The sequence below is a fragment of the Pseudoalteromonas sp. PPB1 genome (assembly GCF_015356275.1).
Lineage (GTDB): Bacteria > Pseudomonadota > Gammaproteobacteria > Enterobacterales > Alteromonadaceae > Pseudoalteromonas > Pseudoalteromonas rubra_D.
Genome location: NZ_JACEQV010000005.1, coordinates 148,278 through 164,575, shown reverse-complemented (window position 1 = coordinate 164,575; position 16,298 = coordinate 148,278). Strand labels below are relative to the sequence as shown.

Genomic DNA, 16,298 nt, shown 5'->3' with positions numbered 1-16,298 from the left:
ATGGGGAATATTTTAACCCCATTTCATTAGAAAAAAAATCAAACTAAAACATTAATGTATTAGAATAGTCGATAGCAGAGCGAGCAGGCAAACGCCTACTCATACAATTTTTCGATATATTGACTGGCAATGGTATCCCAACTGAATCGTTGCGCTTTTGCATTGTCCTTAATATCACGGTACCTTTGCGGTTCATGCCTATGTATATCGAGCGCCTGCTTTAAGCCTTCAAGTAACTGCTCTGCCTGCTCAGACAGGTTACGTCCACCAAACAGAAAGCCTGTTTCTTCATGTGCAATGGTGTCTTTTAGCCCACCAACCTGATGGGCAAGACAAGGCTGCCCGGCACGCATAGCCAACATTTGACTGATCCCGCAGGGTTCAAACGAACTGGGCATCAGGAACAAGTCACCGAGGTCATACAGATGATCGCCCAATGCTTGTCCATATCCTTGTAAATACATAACATTACTGTGACGGGCCATGACCTGAGTAAACAGATACTCAAGATGCGGATCGCCTGAACCCAGAATAACCAATACACCGCCGTAATCATTTATCAAGGCTGCCACCTTATCCAGGATCAGTTGACCCTCTTTTGGTTGTCTGAGCAAAAGCGCCTTCTGATCCGTTAAACGTCCAACACTGGTGACCAATGGGCGACGAAATTGACCATGTTGACGCCACTGAATGACACGCTGGTGAGCAATGTAATGAGCAGGCATTAGTTCTGATCGCTTGGACATCCATACGAGCAGCGCCTGCTCCGCCAAATCACAGTAGTGGCTCAGCGAGATTTCTGCGCCCTGTTCAGTATCCTGAGAATAAATACACCCATTGAGAATGCCTGCCAGCCGACCTGCTCTGTCAGCAGCTTGCATATCATGCTCCAACCCTTCTCCCCCAAAGAAGCCACTTTCGTGATCGCTGCTTAGCTGTACTTCCTGGCAATAGGTTGGTGAGACCAAATGTACTTTATCTACCAGGTTTATTGCAGCGCGCATAGGATTAAAACAATGGGGGTAGATGTGATCACATATCCGACTACCATCATAGCTCAGAGTTGGAAACCAGGATTCCAGACTGGAGTCATCATGCTTAAAAGGCCGGATCCCCTGCAAAGCGAGATTATGCACCGTATAGACAGTTTTGATCTGTTTTAAATTCACAAAACGAGGGCTGAACGTTTTCAGGACTGCCACCACAGCGGCATGCCAATCGTGTAGATGCAGCACATCAACCGGCCCTATCATCTCATGCTCAAGCAGCTCGCTGACTGCGGCACAGAATAGTGCAAACTTATTGGCATCAGTTGCAAATGGCTGATCGCCATCGTTACAATAAATGGCTCCACCATGTTGTGAGAACAACGAATGTGACACAACATATTGCTCCACGCCTGAGTCACTTGCGACCCGCCAGAGTGTCGCGGTTTCTAAATGCTGTTTAAAAGGTACTGCAATATCTGCAACAAACTCCCGATTGAGTTCGAACTGGCCATAATCTGGCACGATAACAGAACAGCGAATTTGCTGCTCTGCCAATGCATAAGGAATGTCACGGATCACATCCGCAACACCCCCAACTTTACAACTCGGCAAGCGGTCATTTTCCGCTGCCACCATAACTACATGCATGATTGTCCTTTTACGCCGTTTCCTGGTTCTGACCTGCCAACAGCTGTTGCTTTTCTAGTGCAACAAGCATATCACGGGTCACCAGCACTATGCCGTTTTTAGAGACTCTGAAGCCATTTCTTTTATCTTGCTCCTGATCATAACCAATCTCCATGCCTTCCGGTATGTGGCAGCTGCGATCAATAATGGCATTTTTGATACGACAATGGCGCTCAATCACCACACCTGGCAGAACCACTGCGCCTTCTATTTCACAATACGAATGTACATGAACATTTGAAAACAATAGAGATTTTCGTACTCTGGATCCAGAAATAATACAGCCGCCAGATACCGTTGAATCCACAGCCATACCACGCCTTTCGTCGTCATCAAAAATAAACTTCGCCGGTGGTAACTGCTCCTGATACGTCCAAATTGGCCAGCTCGGGTCATACAAATCAAGCTGTGGTTGCGGAGATACCAGCTCCATATTCGCTTCCCAGAACGAATCTAGTGTGCCCACGTCACGCCAGTAAGGTTGACCCGGGTGGCTGGGATCACGAAATGGAAATGCAAATACATTATGCTCTTCGATAATGGCCGGAATGATATCATGACCAAAATCTCTGCCTGAACCTTCGCGCTCCGCGTCTTTCTTTAGCTGCTCAAACAGAAACTCCGTGTTGAACACGTAATTGCCCATTGAAGCTAAACAGACGCCAGGTTTACCCGGGATCTCACTTGGCGAAGCCGGCTTTTCATCAAAACGTCGGACTCGCTTGTTCTCATCAACTGTCATCACTCCAAAGGTATTGGCAGCATCCTCACACGGTACTTCTAGGCAACATACGGTCATATCGGCACCGGTTTCGACATGCTTTGCCAACAAAGCACCGTAATCCATTCTATAAACATGGTCGCCTGATAAAATCATCACATATTTAGGCAGCTCGTGACGAATAATGTCCATATTCTGGAATACGGCATCCGCTGTACCGCAGTACCACTCGTCACCATAACGCTGAGACGCCGGTAAAATCTCAACTGACTCTCCCAGCTCTTTCTTAAAGTGACCCCAAGCGCGGTTGACATGGCGGATCAAAGAGTGCGATTTATACTGTGTCGCTATGCCAACCCGGCGGATCCCCGAGTTAATGCAATTTGATAACGGAAAGTCTATTATTCTGTGTTTGCCTCCAAAATACACCGCGGGCTTTGCTCTCCAGTCGGTCAGCTCATGCAGCCTACTACCACGACCACCAGCCAGGATCAATGCATAAGTTTCTCTGGTCAGGTTACTAATATAACGGTTTGCATAACTGGGCATTCATTATCTCCATTAAAAAGTCTATCTACGATCTACTGCATTGGGGTTAAGCGCCAAATATCGTCACAATATTGTTGAATAGTGCGATCGCTAGAAAAACTGCCACTAGCGGCCGTGTTAAGTATGCTCATTCTCAGCCACTGCGACTGGTCCTGATAGGTTTCTGCTGCACGTTGTTGTGCATCCAGGTAGCTGTCAAAGTCGTGTGCAACCAACCAAGGATCGTGAGGGCTGCGGATCGCGGCAATGATGTCGTTGAAAATGCCGGGTTCAAATAAGTTGAAATGGCCACTTTCCAACAGCGCCATAGTATTACTTAGTGCCTGACTGGATTGAATGATGGCATTTGGGTCATAGTGCTGGCGCACTTCCTCTGCTTGTTGTGCGGTAGCACCAAACAAGAAAAAGTTATCTGCCCCCACTTGTTCTCTAATTTCAATATTTGCGCCATCCAGAGTGCCAATGGTGAGTGCACCATTCATCATAAACTTCATGTTCCCGGTGCCAGATGCTTCTTTGCCCGCCGTTGAAATTTGCTGTGACAAGTCCGTCGCGGCGCAAATTGTTTCCATGGCCGTTACATTATAATTTGGGAAAAATGCGACTCGAAGAAGTGATTTGGCCTTCGCATCTTTATTAACGACATTCGCAACATTATTGATTAGCTTAATTACCAACTTAGCCATTGCATAGCCAGGTGCAGCCTTACCACCAAACAACACGCAGCGGGGCACCATGCCTTGAGTATCGCCACGGCGAATGCGGTCATATAAAGAAATCACATGCAGAATATTCAGCAGTTGGCGTTTGTACTCATGAATGCGCTTAACCTGCACATCGAACATCATGCTGGCGTCAAATTCCACATCGCAACGTTCCTGCACCAACTTAGCAAGTTTTGCCTTATTACTTTGTTTAACCGATTGCCACTGACTCTGGAACGCTTTGTTATCGTAGTAACGACGCAATGACTTGATTTCAGCGTAGTCCGCCTGCCATTGTTCACCAATCTTGCTGGTAATTAATTCAGCCAACGCTGGGTTACAGTAAGCAAGCCAACGTCTGGGCGTTACACCGTTCGTTTTGTTATTAAATTTTGCAGGCCAGAGCTGATAAAAATCGTGAAATAAACCAGATTTAAGTAGCTCTGTGTGCAATGCAGCAACACCATTTACTGAAAAGCTTCCTACTATTGCCAGATAAGCCATGCGGATCTGCGGATGATCACCTTCTTCTATAAGTGACAACGCACGCTGCTTTTCCATATCTCCAGGCCACATCAGTGCCACTTCCGATAAAAAGCGCGCATTTATCTCATAAATAATCTCCAGCAGGCGGGGTAACAGACGAGCAAACAAGGACACAGACCACTTTTCTAATGCCTCCGGCAACAGAGTGTGGTTAGTATAGGCCATGGTTGAATTGGTGATTGACCATGCCTGCTCCCATTCGAGTTCATACTCATCAATCAGGAGCCTCATCAGCTCTGCGACTGCAATACTCGGATGGGTATCATTAAGCTGGAACACATGTAAGTCGGAAAATTCACTAAAATCAGTGCCGTGTTGCTCAACCCACTGATGCAAGATATCCTGTAAACTGGCACTCGACAGGAAATACTGCTGTCTAAGTCGAAGCTCTTTCCCATTTTCACTGCTGTCGTTCGGGTACAGCACCATAGTGATCTGCTCGGCGAGGTTTTTCTTGGCAACCGCCTCGGAATAGCTCCCGGCATTGAATTCCTTTAAGTTAAATTCATCCGTCGCTTCCGATTTCCATAGTCGTAAGGTGTTCACAACTCCATTTCGATATCCCGGAATAGGCACGTCATAAGGTACCGCCAGAACATCCTGAGTATTCACCCACATACGATGAGTACGACCCTGTTTATCCTGGTGTGCCTCAACGTGACCAAAAAACTTGATCACTCTGGCTTGCTCTGGTGCTGGCATTTCCCAAGGGTGGCCTTCACGTAACCAATTGTCTGGCTGCTCCATCTGAAACCCCTGCTCCATTGATTGGTTGAACATACCGTACTCATAACGGATCCCATAACCAATAACGGGGAGAGCTAGCGTCGCGCAACTATCCAAAAAACACGCGGCAAGACGACCCAGGCCACCATTACCCAGCCCGGCATCATGCTCTGCCTGCTCAACATATTCAAATTCGGTGCAATATTCTTTTAGCGCTTCGCGCGTTTGTTTCTCCAGATCCAGACTCAACACCGCGTTACCTAACGCTCTGCCCATCAAAAATTCCAATGACAAGTACGCTGCACGTTTACACTGGTTGTCGGCAAGGTATTGGTTAGTTGCTCTGCATCTTGCTACCAGCCTATCTCTGACTGTCAGCGCTAACGCCTGAAACAAATAATGTTTTGAATCTCCAACTTTGTCACGTCCCAGGGTATAGTAAAAATGCCGCATCAAATCATCAGCCAGCGTGCTTTCATCCAGTTTTGGGGCTTCCTGCCAATGCTTTACAACACACACATTTGACGTTTTCTTAGTCATTCTTGAGATCCTCATTATGAGATTGATATACCCAGGCACTGTGTGCACTCAGGGATTGAGTCTGTTGACTTTTTTCGATGGTTTCGGTGGGATGTACAGAGCTGAGTGAAAGCTGCCAGACAACGCCCGGAATAACCGGTAATTTAGCCTCAACGTCGTCACTGCCGGCATGTAATATCACCAATAAATTTTGCTTTCTGAGCGTATCCGTCAACATATAGATCAGCGTTTTGTTATTGCTGTCATGCCAGTCACCCTCAGACATTGGACGTGCATCCTTGTTGAACCAGCTAATGTTAAATCGTTCATCTTGAGTATGAATATAAAACGGGTGATGGAATATCGCATAACGACACCTGATTTCCTGAAGCTGAGCTATCAAGCACACAAGGCACTTTCCTGGCCATCATCCCAGTCTCTCTTTACACGTCGGCTGTGAGTCAGTCGCTCGGTAATGGTTTGCGGCCAGCTCAACCAGTTAATCTCATTGTCCTGACAATACGCGTTATTATTACCTTGCTGAGAATGCGCAATTTCCGACCCCGCGGCTAGCATCGGTACACCTTTTGACATCATTAGCGTAATCAGAGCGCTTTTTTGGATTTGATGTCTCAGTGCCAGTATGTGTGCTTGTTCCGTCTGGCCCTCTATGCCGCAATTAAACGAGATGTTCTCACTGTGACCATCTCGGTTCTCCTCGCCATTGGCAAAGTTGTGCTTTTGTTCATAACTCACCCAATCAGCGAGCGTAAACCCGTCATGACTGGTGATAAAATTAACAGAATTAAGCGGCCCGCGTTGGTTGTGTTCAAACAACTCATGAGAGCCATGCACACGTTTCGCAAGTTCCGACAGAGTACCGGCATCTCCACGCCAGAACCGTCTCACCGTATCTCGATATTTGTCGTTCCATTCACGCCACGGAGAGGGAAATCCACCTAATTGGTAGCCACCCGGGCCAACATCCCAGGGTTCGGCAATTAACTTAACTTTACTCAGCACAGGATCTTGTGCGATCGCCTGCAAAAAGCTGTGCTGCGAATTGAAGCCGTGCTCCGTGCGGGCCAATATCGTTGCCAAGTCAAATCTAAATCCATCGACCCCCATATACTCAACCCAGTACCTTAAGCTATCCATAACCAGCTTTAGCGTATAAGGATCATCGATATTAAGGGTATTTCCACAGCCGGTATCGTTGATATAATGGGCCTGCTCTCCCACCATCCGATAATACCCGGTGTTATTTAGTCCTTTGAGTGATAAGGTTGGTCCGTCTAGCCCGCCTTCTGCTGTGTGGTTGTATACAACGTCCAGGATCACCTCAATGCCTGCAAGGTGAAACTCGCGAACCATTTGCTGAAATTCGCTGATCTGTCCTTCTACCAAAAACGCTTTATGTGGCACAAAAAAGCTTAAAGAGTTGTAGCCCCAGTAGTTCTTCAGCCCCTTAGTCGTTAAAAACTGCTCAGAGATAAAGGCGTGACATGGCAACAGTTCCACCGTCGTGACCCCCAGACTGGCAAGATGAGCAATAAAGTTACTATGACTTAAGCCAAGGAACTTGCCACGCAAAGGCTTAGGCACAAACTCACAATGCTTAGTTGCTCCGCGTACATGACATTCATAGATAAGGGTTTTTGACCAGGGTACATTTGGTCTCTGACCATCGTATCGGGCAATGTCTGTGACACTGGATTTTGGCATATCTACCGCATTGTCACTTTCGTTAAGGGTGCCAACGGGCAAATGACAAAAGTGGCGCTCACTCCAAGTAAACTCCCCCTGAAAATCTTTGCAATATGGGTCTAACAATAATTTATGTTGATTAAACAGCTGGCCCTTTTCAGGCACATAAGCACCATCTGCACGATAGCCGTATAATGTTCCCGCACGCAGCGGAGAAACAAATACAGACCATAGCCCTCCCTCATGACGGTACATAATGACCTTAGCAATTTCACTATGGCCACTTTGATCAAACAGGCAAAGTTGCATCTGGGTAGCCGCCGGTGCATACACAGCAAAGTTGACCCCTTGTTCATGCAAAGTACTACCTAATGGAGAGGGTTGGCCCCTGTGCGACGTTAACATGGCGTAGCAGCACTCAAATATTGTAAATAGGTAGTGCTCAATGGGCCTATGGTGATTTCAATACTGTGTTCAAAGCCATGACTGGCAATGGCCTTGCTTTGTATCATTTGCTGTTGATGCGCAACTGGCGTGGTCCCACTCCCATACAGGCTACTGTCATCGGAGTTAAACACCACCTGATATATGCCACTTTTGGGGACACCAATCCGATAACTATGCAGCACCTGCGGCGTAAAGTGACTGACTACCACGACAAGATCAGCACTGGATTTACCGAACCGCGCGAAACTCAAAATTGACTGGTCACCATTATGACAATCTATCCACTGAAACCCACAAGGCGAATTGTCTAGCTCATACAAAGCTGGGGTGTTTTTATATAAATGATTGAGCGATTTGACGGTCTGATAAATCCCCTGGTGAGCGGATGATTCCAGCAATGACCAGTCCAGTGTCGTGTTATGATCCCATTCAGTGCGGGGTGCCAATTCGCTGCCCATAAACAACAGTTTTTTGCCCGGGTGAGCATACATAAAGCCATAATAGGCCCGCAAGTTAGCAAATTGCTGCCAATCGTCACCTGGCATTTTACTCAGCAATGCCCCTTTGCCATGTACGACTTCATCATGGCTAAGCGGTAAAATGTAATTTTCCGAGTACGCATACGCCATAGAAAAGGTCATTTCATGGTGGTGATACTTCCTGTGGATTGGGTCTCTTTGCATATAGCTCAGACTGTCGTTCATCCATCCCATGTTCCATTTAAAGCCGAATCCTAATCCATTGTGATCAACAGCTTGAGTGACTCCAGGCCAGGCCGTCGACTCCTCAGCCACCATCATGATATGTGGATGCCTGCCATAGCTGCGGGTGTTGACCGATTGAATGCAGTCGATCGCTCCAAGGTTTTCCCTGCCCCCAAACTGATTAGGGACCCACTCGCCATCATTGCGCGAATAATCGAGATACAACATGGAAGCAACAGCATCCACTCTGAGGCCATCCAGCTTAAAGACATCAAGCCAATAATTTGCATTAGAAAGCAAATAACTTTTTACTTCCGGACGTTCATAGTTGTAGATAAAAGTGTTCCAGTCGGGATGATAACCTTGACGACTATCTGCGTGTTCATATAAGTGCGTGCCGTCAAATCGGTGCAAACCGTGCGGATCCGATGGGAAGTGGCCCGGCACCCAATCAATCAATACTCCCAGCTCCAGCGCCGTACATTGAGTGATAAAATAGCGAAAATCGTCAAGGCTGCCGAAGCGGCTAGTTGGCGCAAAAAGCCCTACTGGCTGATAACCCCATGAACCATCAAATGGGTATTCACTAATAGGCATTAGCTGAACATGCGTAAAACCAAGCTCCTTAACGTAAGGCAATAAGTCGTCAGCCAGCTCACGATAAGTCAGATAACGGTTATTCTCTTCTACTCTGCGTTTCCAGGAGCCAAGGTGTACTTCATATATCGAAATCGGGGCATCAATGGCATTGCGCTTTCGGCGTTGTACCTTATCTGCATCACTCAGTATCATACACGGCTGAGCAGGCTGAATTACACTTGCGGTACCGGGCGCTTGCTGCATCTTAACAGCATACGGGTCTGCGCGTTCAGTCACCTCACCATCGACTCCGACGATGGCATATTTGTATCCCTGCTCGCCTGTGAGATGAGGTATGAAGAGATCCCACACTCCACTGGCAGGATGAAAACGCATAAAGTGCTGCGAAGGCTGCCAATGGTTAAACTCGCCAATGACAGAAACACTACGCGCATTGGGTGCCCAAACGCAAAATTGCGTACCATTACAGCCCTGATGGGTAATAGCCCTTGCACCGAAATGAAGGTAACCATGTTCTAGAGAACCTTCATTAAATAAATACATCGCGGACTCATCCAGCGCACTACTGAAGTCATAAGCGTCTCGGCTTGTAATCACCGTATCAATAAATTCAACTGTCAGGTGATACCCCGACGAAACGTCGCGGCTAAACTCAACGACAAACAGAGCAGATTGCCCGATGCGTTGCATGGCTGTGGTGTAGCGTCCATCATTTACTGATACGGCCAAAGCTCCAGGCATGTACACCCTTATAATTGAGCCTTGCCCGGTACTGTGTAAGCCCAGAAAAGAGAAGGCGTCACGAAAACACCCGGCATCTAATGCCGAGATTTGTGCTGCGTAGTCGAGGGTTACAATGGGCGATTTACTTGCTGAATTCATGCCTGCTCTCTAATCCTTTTTATCTCAGCCATTAAATGACTGTTCTGTTCTAAAGTCTGTTCAGCTGGTGTCGCCAGACGACGACGCCAATTGGGGTACTCACGATCGGTGCCGGGAATATTCACTGGCAATTGTTGTTGCTCAAGATCGTCAAGTTGGACAGCAAGCAACTTACTAGGACTGGCGGCGAGTTTTTTGAGGACTGCACCATATATGCTGTGAACATCCGAACCCTGCTGCGCAGCGGATATGTCATTTGCCCCCAACCAAGCCAATAACTTAGCCTTGTCGTCTTCTCTAGCCATCGACATTTGTGTGGCTTCTTGTTCGCTGCACAGCTGGTAATCTTTTCTGAGTAAAATATCATTATGCGTCCACCAGGCATTAAACGGCGCCACATCATGATTAGCAACCATTAATAACGTGTCAGCACGATACTGCTCAGAGGGCTTAAAATGACCCTGCTGATCTTTGGCAAAATACATCAAAATATTTCCGTATAGATTCGCGTCACTCATAGCTGATGACACCTCAGGCGGCACGATACCCAGGTCTTCTCCTATCACCATGGCCTGATTCAGATGAGACTCAATTTTTAAAATTGCTAAGAGGTACTCAAAGGGATAATACACATAACAACCGTCTGGTTTGCCCTGAGATTCAAAACACCACCATAACCGTCGAATAGCCATGACATGATCGATGCGAAGCGCGCCAAACGAAGCCATGTTGCTTCGCACCAGTGCACGAAAGTAAGCATAATTTTGTTGTTTTATTTTAATCGGGTTGAGCGCAGGTAACCCCCAATTCTGGCCTGTTACAGCCCAAGGGTCAGGCGGCGCGCCTACATCTGCACCGTAAGCAAAGAGTGACTCATTTTCAGCAAACTCATAACCTTCTTTAGCACAGCCAACCGCCAGGTCATTAATCAGGCCAATAGCCATACCCACTTGGGTAGCATGCTGCTGACAGGCTTGAAGCTGTTGATGTGCCAGCCATTGCACAAACCACTCACGCTCGGTCAGCGCGCTGACATTCAGGTCATGTATTTTATCGCTTTTAAATTTTCGCACCGCCTGCCCGATATCAGGCACACTGATGCATTCATTGTACAGTTCGGTCAGTGTGGCGTATTTCACTTCAGCCACCGCACTGTAATCTATGTACTGTGCCTGAGAATCGCAAGGTGCCGGGCAGCAAGCACTGCTCACGTTAACTTGATATTTCTCGCTAAGTATTTCAACAGCCCAGTCCAGTGCAATATACAAAGGATTAATCAAACAACGATGCGATGGACTGTAAGGGCTGGCACGCTCGGGCTGAGATTCGAACAGTAAATGTAGCGGGTTCAGTAAAACAAAATCGCAGTGCCTTGCTGCAGCGCTACAGAGTAGTTGATATAGATCACGGAAGTCTCCTACACCATGATTACGTAAACTCCGCAGTGTATAAAGCTGCAACGACAGACCCATTCGCTTAGACTGCTCATGCTCTATAGCATAGCAACGCTCAGGGACCGACCACAGCTCGGTCGTTTTAGTCTCAAACGGACCTTCTATTTGCGTTTTATAATAACCAACAGGCAGCTGCCCTATTTCGATTCTCACATCGAAATAAGTCTCACCATTATAGCGATAATCCCCAACAACTTCGGCGTCTGACAAAGCGCAGCAGTGATATATTGATAATTCAGGTATCTGAATGACTACGGATGCATTTCGAGCTGACTCGGGGATTTTTAGCGAGAACCCCCCTGACTGGGCATCAGCCACCAGCACTTCTCCAACAACGTCAAGCCAACACTTAATATCCAGCGCAAAGTTTAACTCAGCGATATCCGAGCTATCCTCAGTGTTTATGCCACAACAACGCAATGCGTTGACCCTAGTTGCATGATCGAAATAAACATGTTCACCATTATATTTGGTGTAATCAAAGCCTATTCCATGCAAGTAAAATAGCTGCTCCAGCCCTTGCATTACATTAAGCCAGCTTGTGAGTATCTACGACGCTGTTTTGCGTACCAAAGCCATTAGGCACATAGCCGTCTGCCTGGTCATCGTTGTCCCAATGCTCGCCATTGATCAAATACCTGAAATGATACTCTTGCCCTGTTGGTAAGCGGTGTTTTAGCTTAAATCGTTTGTCTTTTTTATTAAATTTCATCGTTAAAGGCTGCCAATCGTTAAACTCTGCAACGAGTTCCACCTTGATAGCTTCAGGATGAGTGATTTCAAACGTGACTTCTGCTTCGTTTTTTGTTTTGAAAAAACGCTTAGTTAACATTGTGGGCTCCAAAAAACCGCTAGGTTGTTTATCCTTGCCACAGTGCCGTGCCCGTTACAGCTAGACTAACGGTTGCTGTGAAACTACAAAGCATAATTGCTTATTGTCTGCGTACAGTGTGTACGCTTCATTACAGTGCAGTGACAGTCCAGCCTTGCACTAATATGGTGATTTTCACTTAGAAAGCTGGCACAACTGCCTGTATATTAGTATACGGGCAATAAACGCGCCAAAACTTGTTAAAAAGTTAGGTGAGAACTATTCTCGTGTAAAGTGAATTTAATTGATACTTGATCTTAAACACACCACAGCTGTATTAATTTATTAGAATATATGCGGGCACTGAGCTGCGATTGAAACCACCATCAATTAGGTGTAAAACATGTCATACTTAGGGCTTATTTATAGTATACTTACTGCTCCTGGCAGGGACGAATTTCTTTAGGTAGGTGGATACGCTCAATCATGCAAAGTGTTTTTAAAAATATAGCAACCTGTATTGTCTGTTTTGTTGTGATTGGCATTGTCGTTAGCTTGCTGTTTACAAAACACGTGGTCGACATCCAGACTGGTCGCACCACTATGGCGGTATATAATCAACCCACCAACTCCCAGTCAGAACATACGCCCTGGTATGCTTTCCTGTTTGCTGATCAGAGGTTTTTGTTGGTAAAAAACGAAACACATGTATTGCTGAAGCACGATCAATCAGCATTCACCTCAGCCCCCGTAAAGCAGGTCATGAAACGTGTATTTTCTTCCCCTGTCTTGCTACTGCTTGTTATGGTGATGCTGCTCTTAACACTAAACAGGCTGCGAGAGTTAAGACAACAGCATGCCCGAGCTAAAGCACTTACAGACATTGACCGGGATCTCAAAGACATAATTAGCGGCCTCGAAATTGATTACAAAGCCTTGCCGATCGGTGGCTCTGTTGCTCAGATCAGCCACGCTGTTCATACCATTGCAAGTAATATTCAACGTATCAAAATTAAAACCGACAGCCATGTCTTTCAGGACAAACTAACAAAGCTGATAGACCGCCATGCCTATATCGAACACATCAGTAACGAGTTAGCCATGGCAGAACAGCAGCAAAGTAAATGTGGTCTATTGTTTATCGACCTGGATGGTTTTAAGCAAGTTAATGATTCATTCGGGCATAGTTTTGGCGATGAAATACTCATACAGGTTGCCGAGCGTTTGTGCCAGGTTGTACGCCAATACCAATTGCAAGCACTGCATGCCGTGCATGGGCTCGATCAAAACCTGTCCAGACTCGGCGGAGACGAGTTTTCTATTTTTATCCCGGAACTCAAAGACACGGGCTTTTGCACTGAAGTAGCGCAAACCATACTTGGGGAAATTGAACGCGATTTTGTCCTTGGCAATAAACTTGTAAAAATCAGCGCCAGTATCGGTATTGCCGTATACCCCGACAGTGCAGCGACGCCGAATGCATTGCTACAAATGTCTGATGTCGCTATGTACCGAGCCAAAACAGATGGTCGCGGAATTTTCCGCGTTTACTCCCCGGAAATGGGCAATAAAATCCGCCGCTACCATTACCTGCTGGAAGAATTACGTCTGGCCATTGCTTCTCAGAATTTTCATCTATCATTCCAACCAATTGTGCATGTTGAAGATTGCTCCATTGACTACTTTGAAGCGCTCGCCAGATGGCACCACCCCATTGAAGGCCTGATCCCGCCGTCTGAGTTTATTCCCATTGCGGAAGAATCCAACCTGATTTTGGATCTGGGAGACTGGATCCTGCTAGAATCTTGCCGGCAAATGTCCGCCTGGCACAATGCAGGTATGAAGCGAGTGAGAATTTCAGTAAACGTCTCTGGGATTCAACTCAAGCATCGCGCTATTTTTGATTGGGTAATGGCTGCGTTAGAAAAAACAGGCTTACCACCCACTTCTTTGATGCTTGAAATCACCGAATCAACACTCATAACCGCCAGTAATGAGATCATTGCTCAGCTCGAGCGTTGTCGCTCTGCCGGTGTGACTATTGCTATCGATGACTTTGGCACCGGATTTAGTTCACTCAGCACGCTTGCCGATCTGCCAATAGACGTCATTAAAATTGACAAACTGTTTATTTCACAAGCCAAAGACAACCCTAAATACTACAAGATCCTTAATTCAATCAGTGAGCTGGGTGCACAACTTGACCTTAAAATTGTGGCTGAGGGTGTTGAACAGGTCGACCAATTTGAGTTGGTCAAGCAAATGGGGATCCGCTGCGTACAAGGATACCTGGTCAGCCGCCCGGAAACCTCCAGTCGCGTCGGCAACAAAGTACTGAAAAGCAATATGAACCACATTGCATCCACCGGCACTAGCGTATGGCTGCCGGAGTCCAGCTAACGATGTGGGCTCCCCTCAGCGCTTAAACTTAGTCTCTAAAATCACCGACGACGTTGTCCGCTCAACGCCTTCAAGGTTCCCTATGTCATCGAGCAACTGACTGAGTTGCTCCAGGCTTTGCGCCTCAACTTCTGCAATCATGTCGTATTCACCACTGATGGCATATAAAGCTGAAATGTTGTTAATTTGCTTCAGCGCATTATTTGTTTGCGCAGTCAACTTTTGTCGGACCTTAATAGAGACATGGGCCGCAACCTGAGATTCCTGATACTGCCTGCCCAATTCAACACTGTAACCCTGAATAACACCACTATGCTCTAGTTTTTGCAATCGACTTTGCACTGTGGTTCTGGACATATCCAGAATCCGTGCGAGCTCTGAGATGCTGGCACGGGCATTTTTCCTCAGCTCAGAAAGTAAACGTTCGTCTTGTGAATGGATCATTGTGAAAACTTAAATCGTCATTTTGACTGTTATTTTAATCATTTTATTTATTTTTGCACTGCAAATTGACAACACAACGCGTAATAATGACAAAAAAGCGGGGAAAGCGAGTTTGTCTGTTGCAGATGAGCGCTTAATTCAACCCTGAGATGTAAAGTTTTTTAAAGAGGAAGTCGTCATGCAAGTGAATCGCGAACTGTTTAACGAAGTAATGGTACCTAACTACAATCCGTCTGAAGTAATCCCAGTTAAAGGTAAGGGTTCACGTGTTTGGGACCAAAAAGGCGACGAGTACATCGATTTCGCTGGGGGTATCGCCGTAAACTGCCTTGGTCATTGTCACCCCGCACTCGTCAACGCGTTGAAAGAGCAAGGTGAGAAAATTTGGCACCTGTCTAACGTTATGACTAACGAACCAGCCCTTCGCCTGGCGAAAAAACTCACTGACGCAACCTTTGGTGAGCAAGTTTACTTTGCAAACTCAGGGGCCGAAGCAAACGAAGCAGCATTGAAGCTGGCACGTCGCTGGGCCATTGATAATTACTCAGAAGAAAAGACACAAATCATCGCCTTCAACAAAGGCTTCCATGGTCGTACCTTCTTTACTGTCACCGTAGGTGGCCAGGCAGCATACTCAGATGGTTTCGGTCCTAAGCCGCAAGATGTTACACACGTTGATTACAACGATCTTGAGACCTTCGCTAAGCTTATCTCTGATAAGACTTGTGCGGTTATGATGGAACCGCTGCAAGGTGAAGGCGGTATTATCCCACCAACGAGCGAGTTTATTCAAGGTGTCCGTGAACTGTGTGACAAGCACAACGCGTTGTTGATCTTTGACGAAGTACAAACAGGTGTTGGACGCACAGGTGATCTTTATGCCTACCAGGGTCTTAACGTCACTCCAGATATCCTGACCACAGCCAAAGCACTAGGTGGTGGTTTCCCAATTGGCGCAATGCTAACAACAAAGGAAATCGCTAAGCACCTGAAAATTGGTACTCATGGCTCAACGTATGGCGGCAACCCGTTGGCATGTGCTGTTGCAGAAGCAGCATTTGACACAGTCAACGACGTGCAGCTGCTGTCTGATGTAAAGCGTAAAGAACAACTATTCCGCGATGGTTTGGCTGCCATTAATGAAAAATACAATGTATTTAGCGAAGTACGCGGTAAAGGTTTGTTGCTTGGCGCTGTGTTGAATGACAAATTTAACGGCCGTGCCCGTGACTTCCTGGTTGCCAGCGGTAAACATGGCTTGATGGCACTGGTTGCAGGTACCAATGTTGTTCGCTTCACACCGTCTTTGGTCATCCCGGATGAAGATATCCAGGCTGGTCTGGCTCGCTTTGAGCTGGCTGTAGCGGATGTTGTAAACGGTTAATTATGAAGGGCGCCCCTGCGCCCT

At 46.7% G+C, this 16,298-nt stretch carries 9 protein-coding genes and 1 pseudogene; 2 read left to right on the top strand and 8 right to left on the bottom strand.

Annotation, left to right across the window (positions count from 1 at the left end; genetic code table 11):
* Positions 1-95: 95 nt before the first annotated feature.
* From IY568_RS07020 to IY568_RS06990, 7 genes and pseudogenes are all read right to left on the bottom strand, one after another.
* On the bottom strand, positions 96-1,637 hold the full coding sequence (locus IY568_RS07020; RefSeq protein WP_194867170.1) for a glycogen synthase: 1,542 nt from the start codon (positions 1,635-1,637) through the stop codon (positions 96-98).
* 10 nt (positions 1,638-1,647) lie between these two features.
* Positions 1,648-2,946, bottom strand: coding sequence for a glucose-1-phosphate adenylyltransferase (gene glgC / locus IY568_RS07015; protein WP_125557062.1), 1,299 nt, complete (start codon positions 2,944-2,946; stop codon positions 1,648-1,650).
* 32 nt (positions 2,947-2,978) lie between these two features.
* Positions 2,979-5,462, bottom strand: coding sequence for a glycogen/starch/alpha-glucan phosphorylase (locus IY568_RS07010; RefSeq protein ID WP_125557064.1), 2,484 nt, complete (start codon positions 5,460-5,462; stop codon positions 2,979-2,981).
* Positions 5,455-7,553 (bottom strand): annotated as a pseudogene (gene glgX / locus IY568_RS07005) (glycogen debranching protein GlgX). The gene IY568_RS07010 and the pseudogene glgX overlap by 8 nt, the downstream one beginning before the upstream one ends.
* On the bottom strand, positions 7,547-9,781 hold the full coding sequence (gene glgB, locus IY568_RS07000) for a 1,4-alpha-glucan branching protein GlgB (RefSeq protein WP_194867169.1): 2,235 nt from the start codon (positions 9,779-9,781) through the stop codon (positions 7,547-7,549). The pseudogene glgX and the gene glgB overlap by 7 nt, the downstream one beginning before the upstream one ends.
* Positions 9,778-11,760, bottom strand: a complete 1,983-nt coding sequence (malQ, locus tag IY568_RS06995; protein ID WP_125557070.1) for a 4-alpha-glucanotransferase — start codon at positions 11,758-11,760, stop codon at positions 9,778-9,780. The genes glgB and malQ overlap by 4 nt, the downstream gene beginning before the upstream one ends.
* A gap of 4 nt (positions 11,761-11,764) precedes the next feature.
* Positions 11,765-12,067, bottom strand: a complete 303-nt coding sequence (locus IY568_RS06990) for an isoamylase early set domain-containing protein (RefSeq protein WP_010381125.1) — start codon at positions 12,065-12,067, stop codon at positions 11,765-11,767.
* A gap of 465 nt (positions 12,068-12,532) precedes the next feature.
* On the opposite strand from IY568_RS06990, the gene IY568_RS06985 reads away from it, so the two are divergent.
* Entirely contained in the window at positions 12,533-14,446 is a 1,914-nt protein-coding gene (locus IY568_RS06985; protein ID WP_125557072.1) for a putative bifunctional diguanylate cyclase/phosphodiesterase, read from the top strand.
* Positions 14,447-14,461: 15 nt separating this feature from the next.
* Here IY568_RS06985 and IY568_RS06980 read toward each other — a convergent pair whose 3' ends face one another.
* Positions 14,462-14,890, bottom strand: a complete 429-nt coding sequence (locus IY568_RS06980; RefSeq protein ID WP_010381122.1) for an Lrp/AsnC family transcriptional regulator — start codon at positions 14,888-14,890, stop codon at positions 14,462-14,464.
* A 178-nt stretch (positions 14,891-15,068) separates the two neighbouring features.
* On the opposite strand from IY568_RS06980, the gene IY568_RS06975 reads away from it, so the two are divergent.
* On the top strand, positions 15,069-16,274 hold the full coding sequence (locus IY568_RS06975; protein ID WP_125557074.1) for an aspartate aminotransferase family protein: 1,206 nt from the start codon (positions 15,069-15,071) through the stop codon (positions 16,272-16,274).
* Positions 16,275-16,298 lie beyond the last annotated feature (24 nt).

Excerpts from the sequence above, each read along its gene's own strand:
- IY568_RS07020 (WP_194867170.1), bottom strand. The coding sequence starts at position 1,637 with ATGCATGTAGTTATGGTGGCAGCGGAAAATGACCGCTTGCCGAGTTGT.
- IY568_RS06985 (WP_125557072.1), top strand. The coding sequence starts at position 12,533 with ATGCAAAGTGTTTTTAAAAATATAGCAACCTGTATTGTCTGTTTTGTT.
- IY568_RS07010 (WP_125557064.1), bottom strand. The coding sequence starts at position 5,462 with ATGACTAAGAAAACGTCAAATGTGTGTGTTGTAAAGCATTGGCAGGAA.
- glgB (WP_194867169.1), bottom strand. The coding sequence starts at position 9,781 with ATGAATTCAGCAAGTAAATCGCCCATTGTAACCCTCGACTACGCAGCA.
- glgC (WP_125557062.1), bottom strand. The coding sequence starts at position 2,946 with ATGCCCAGTTATGCAAACCGTTATATTAGTAACCTGACCAGAGAAACT.
- malQ (WP_125557070.1), bottom strand. The coding sequence starts at position 11,760 with ATGCAAGGGCTGGAGCAGCTATTTTACTTGCATGGAATAGGCTTTGAT.
- IY568_RS06975 (WP_125557074.1), top strand. The coding sequence starts at position 15,069 with ATGCAAGTGAATCGCGAACTGTTTAACGAAGTAATGGTACCTAACTAC.
- IY568_RS06990 (WP_010381125.1), bottom strand. The coding sequence starts at position 12,067 with ATGTTAACTAAGCGTTTTTTCAAAACAAAAAACGAAGCAGAAGTCACG.
- IY568_RS06980 (WP_010381122.1), bottom strand. The coding sequence starts at position 14,890 with ATGATCCATTCACAAGACGAACGTTTACTTTCTGAGCTGAGGAAAAAT.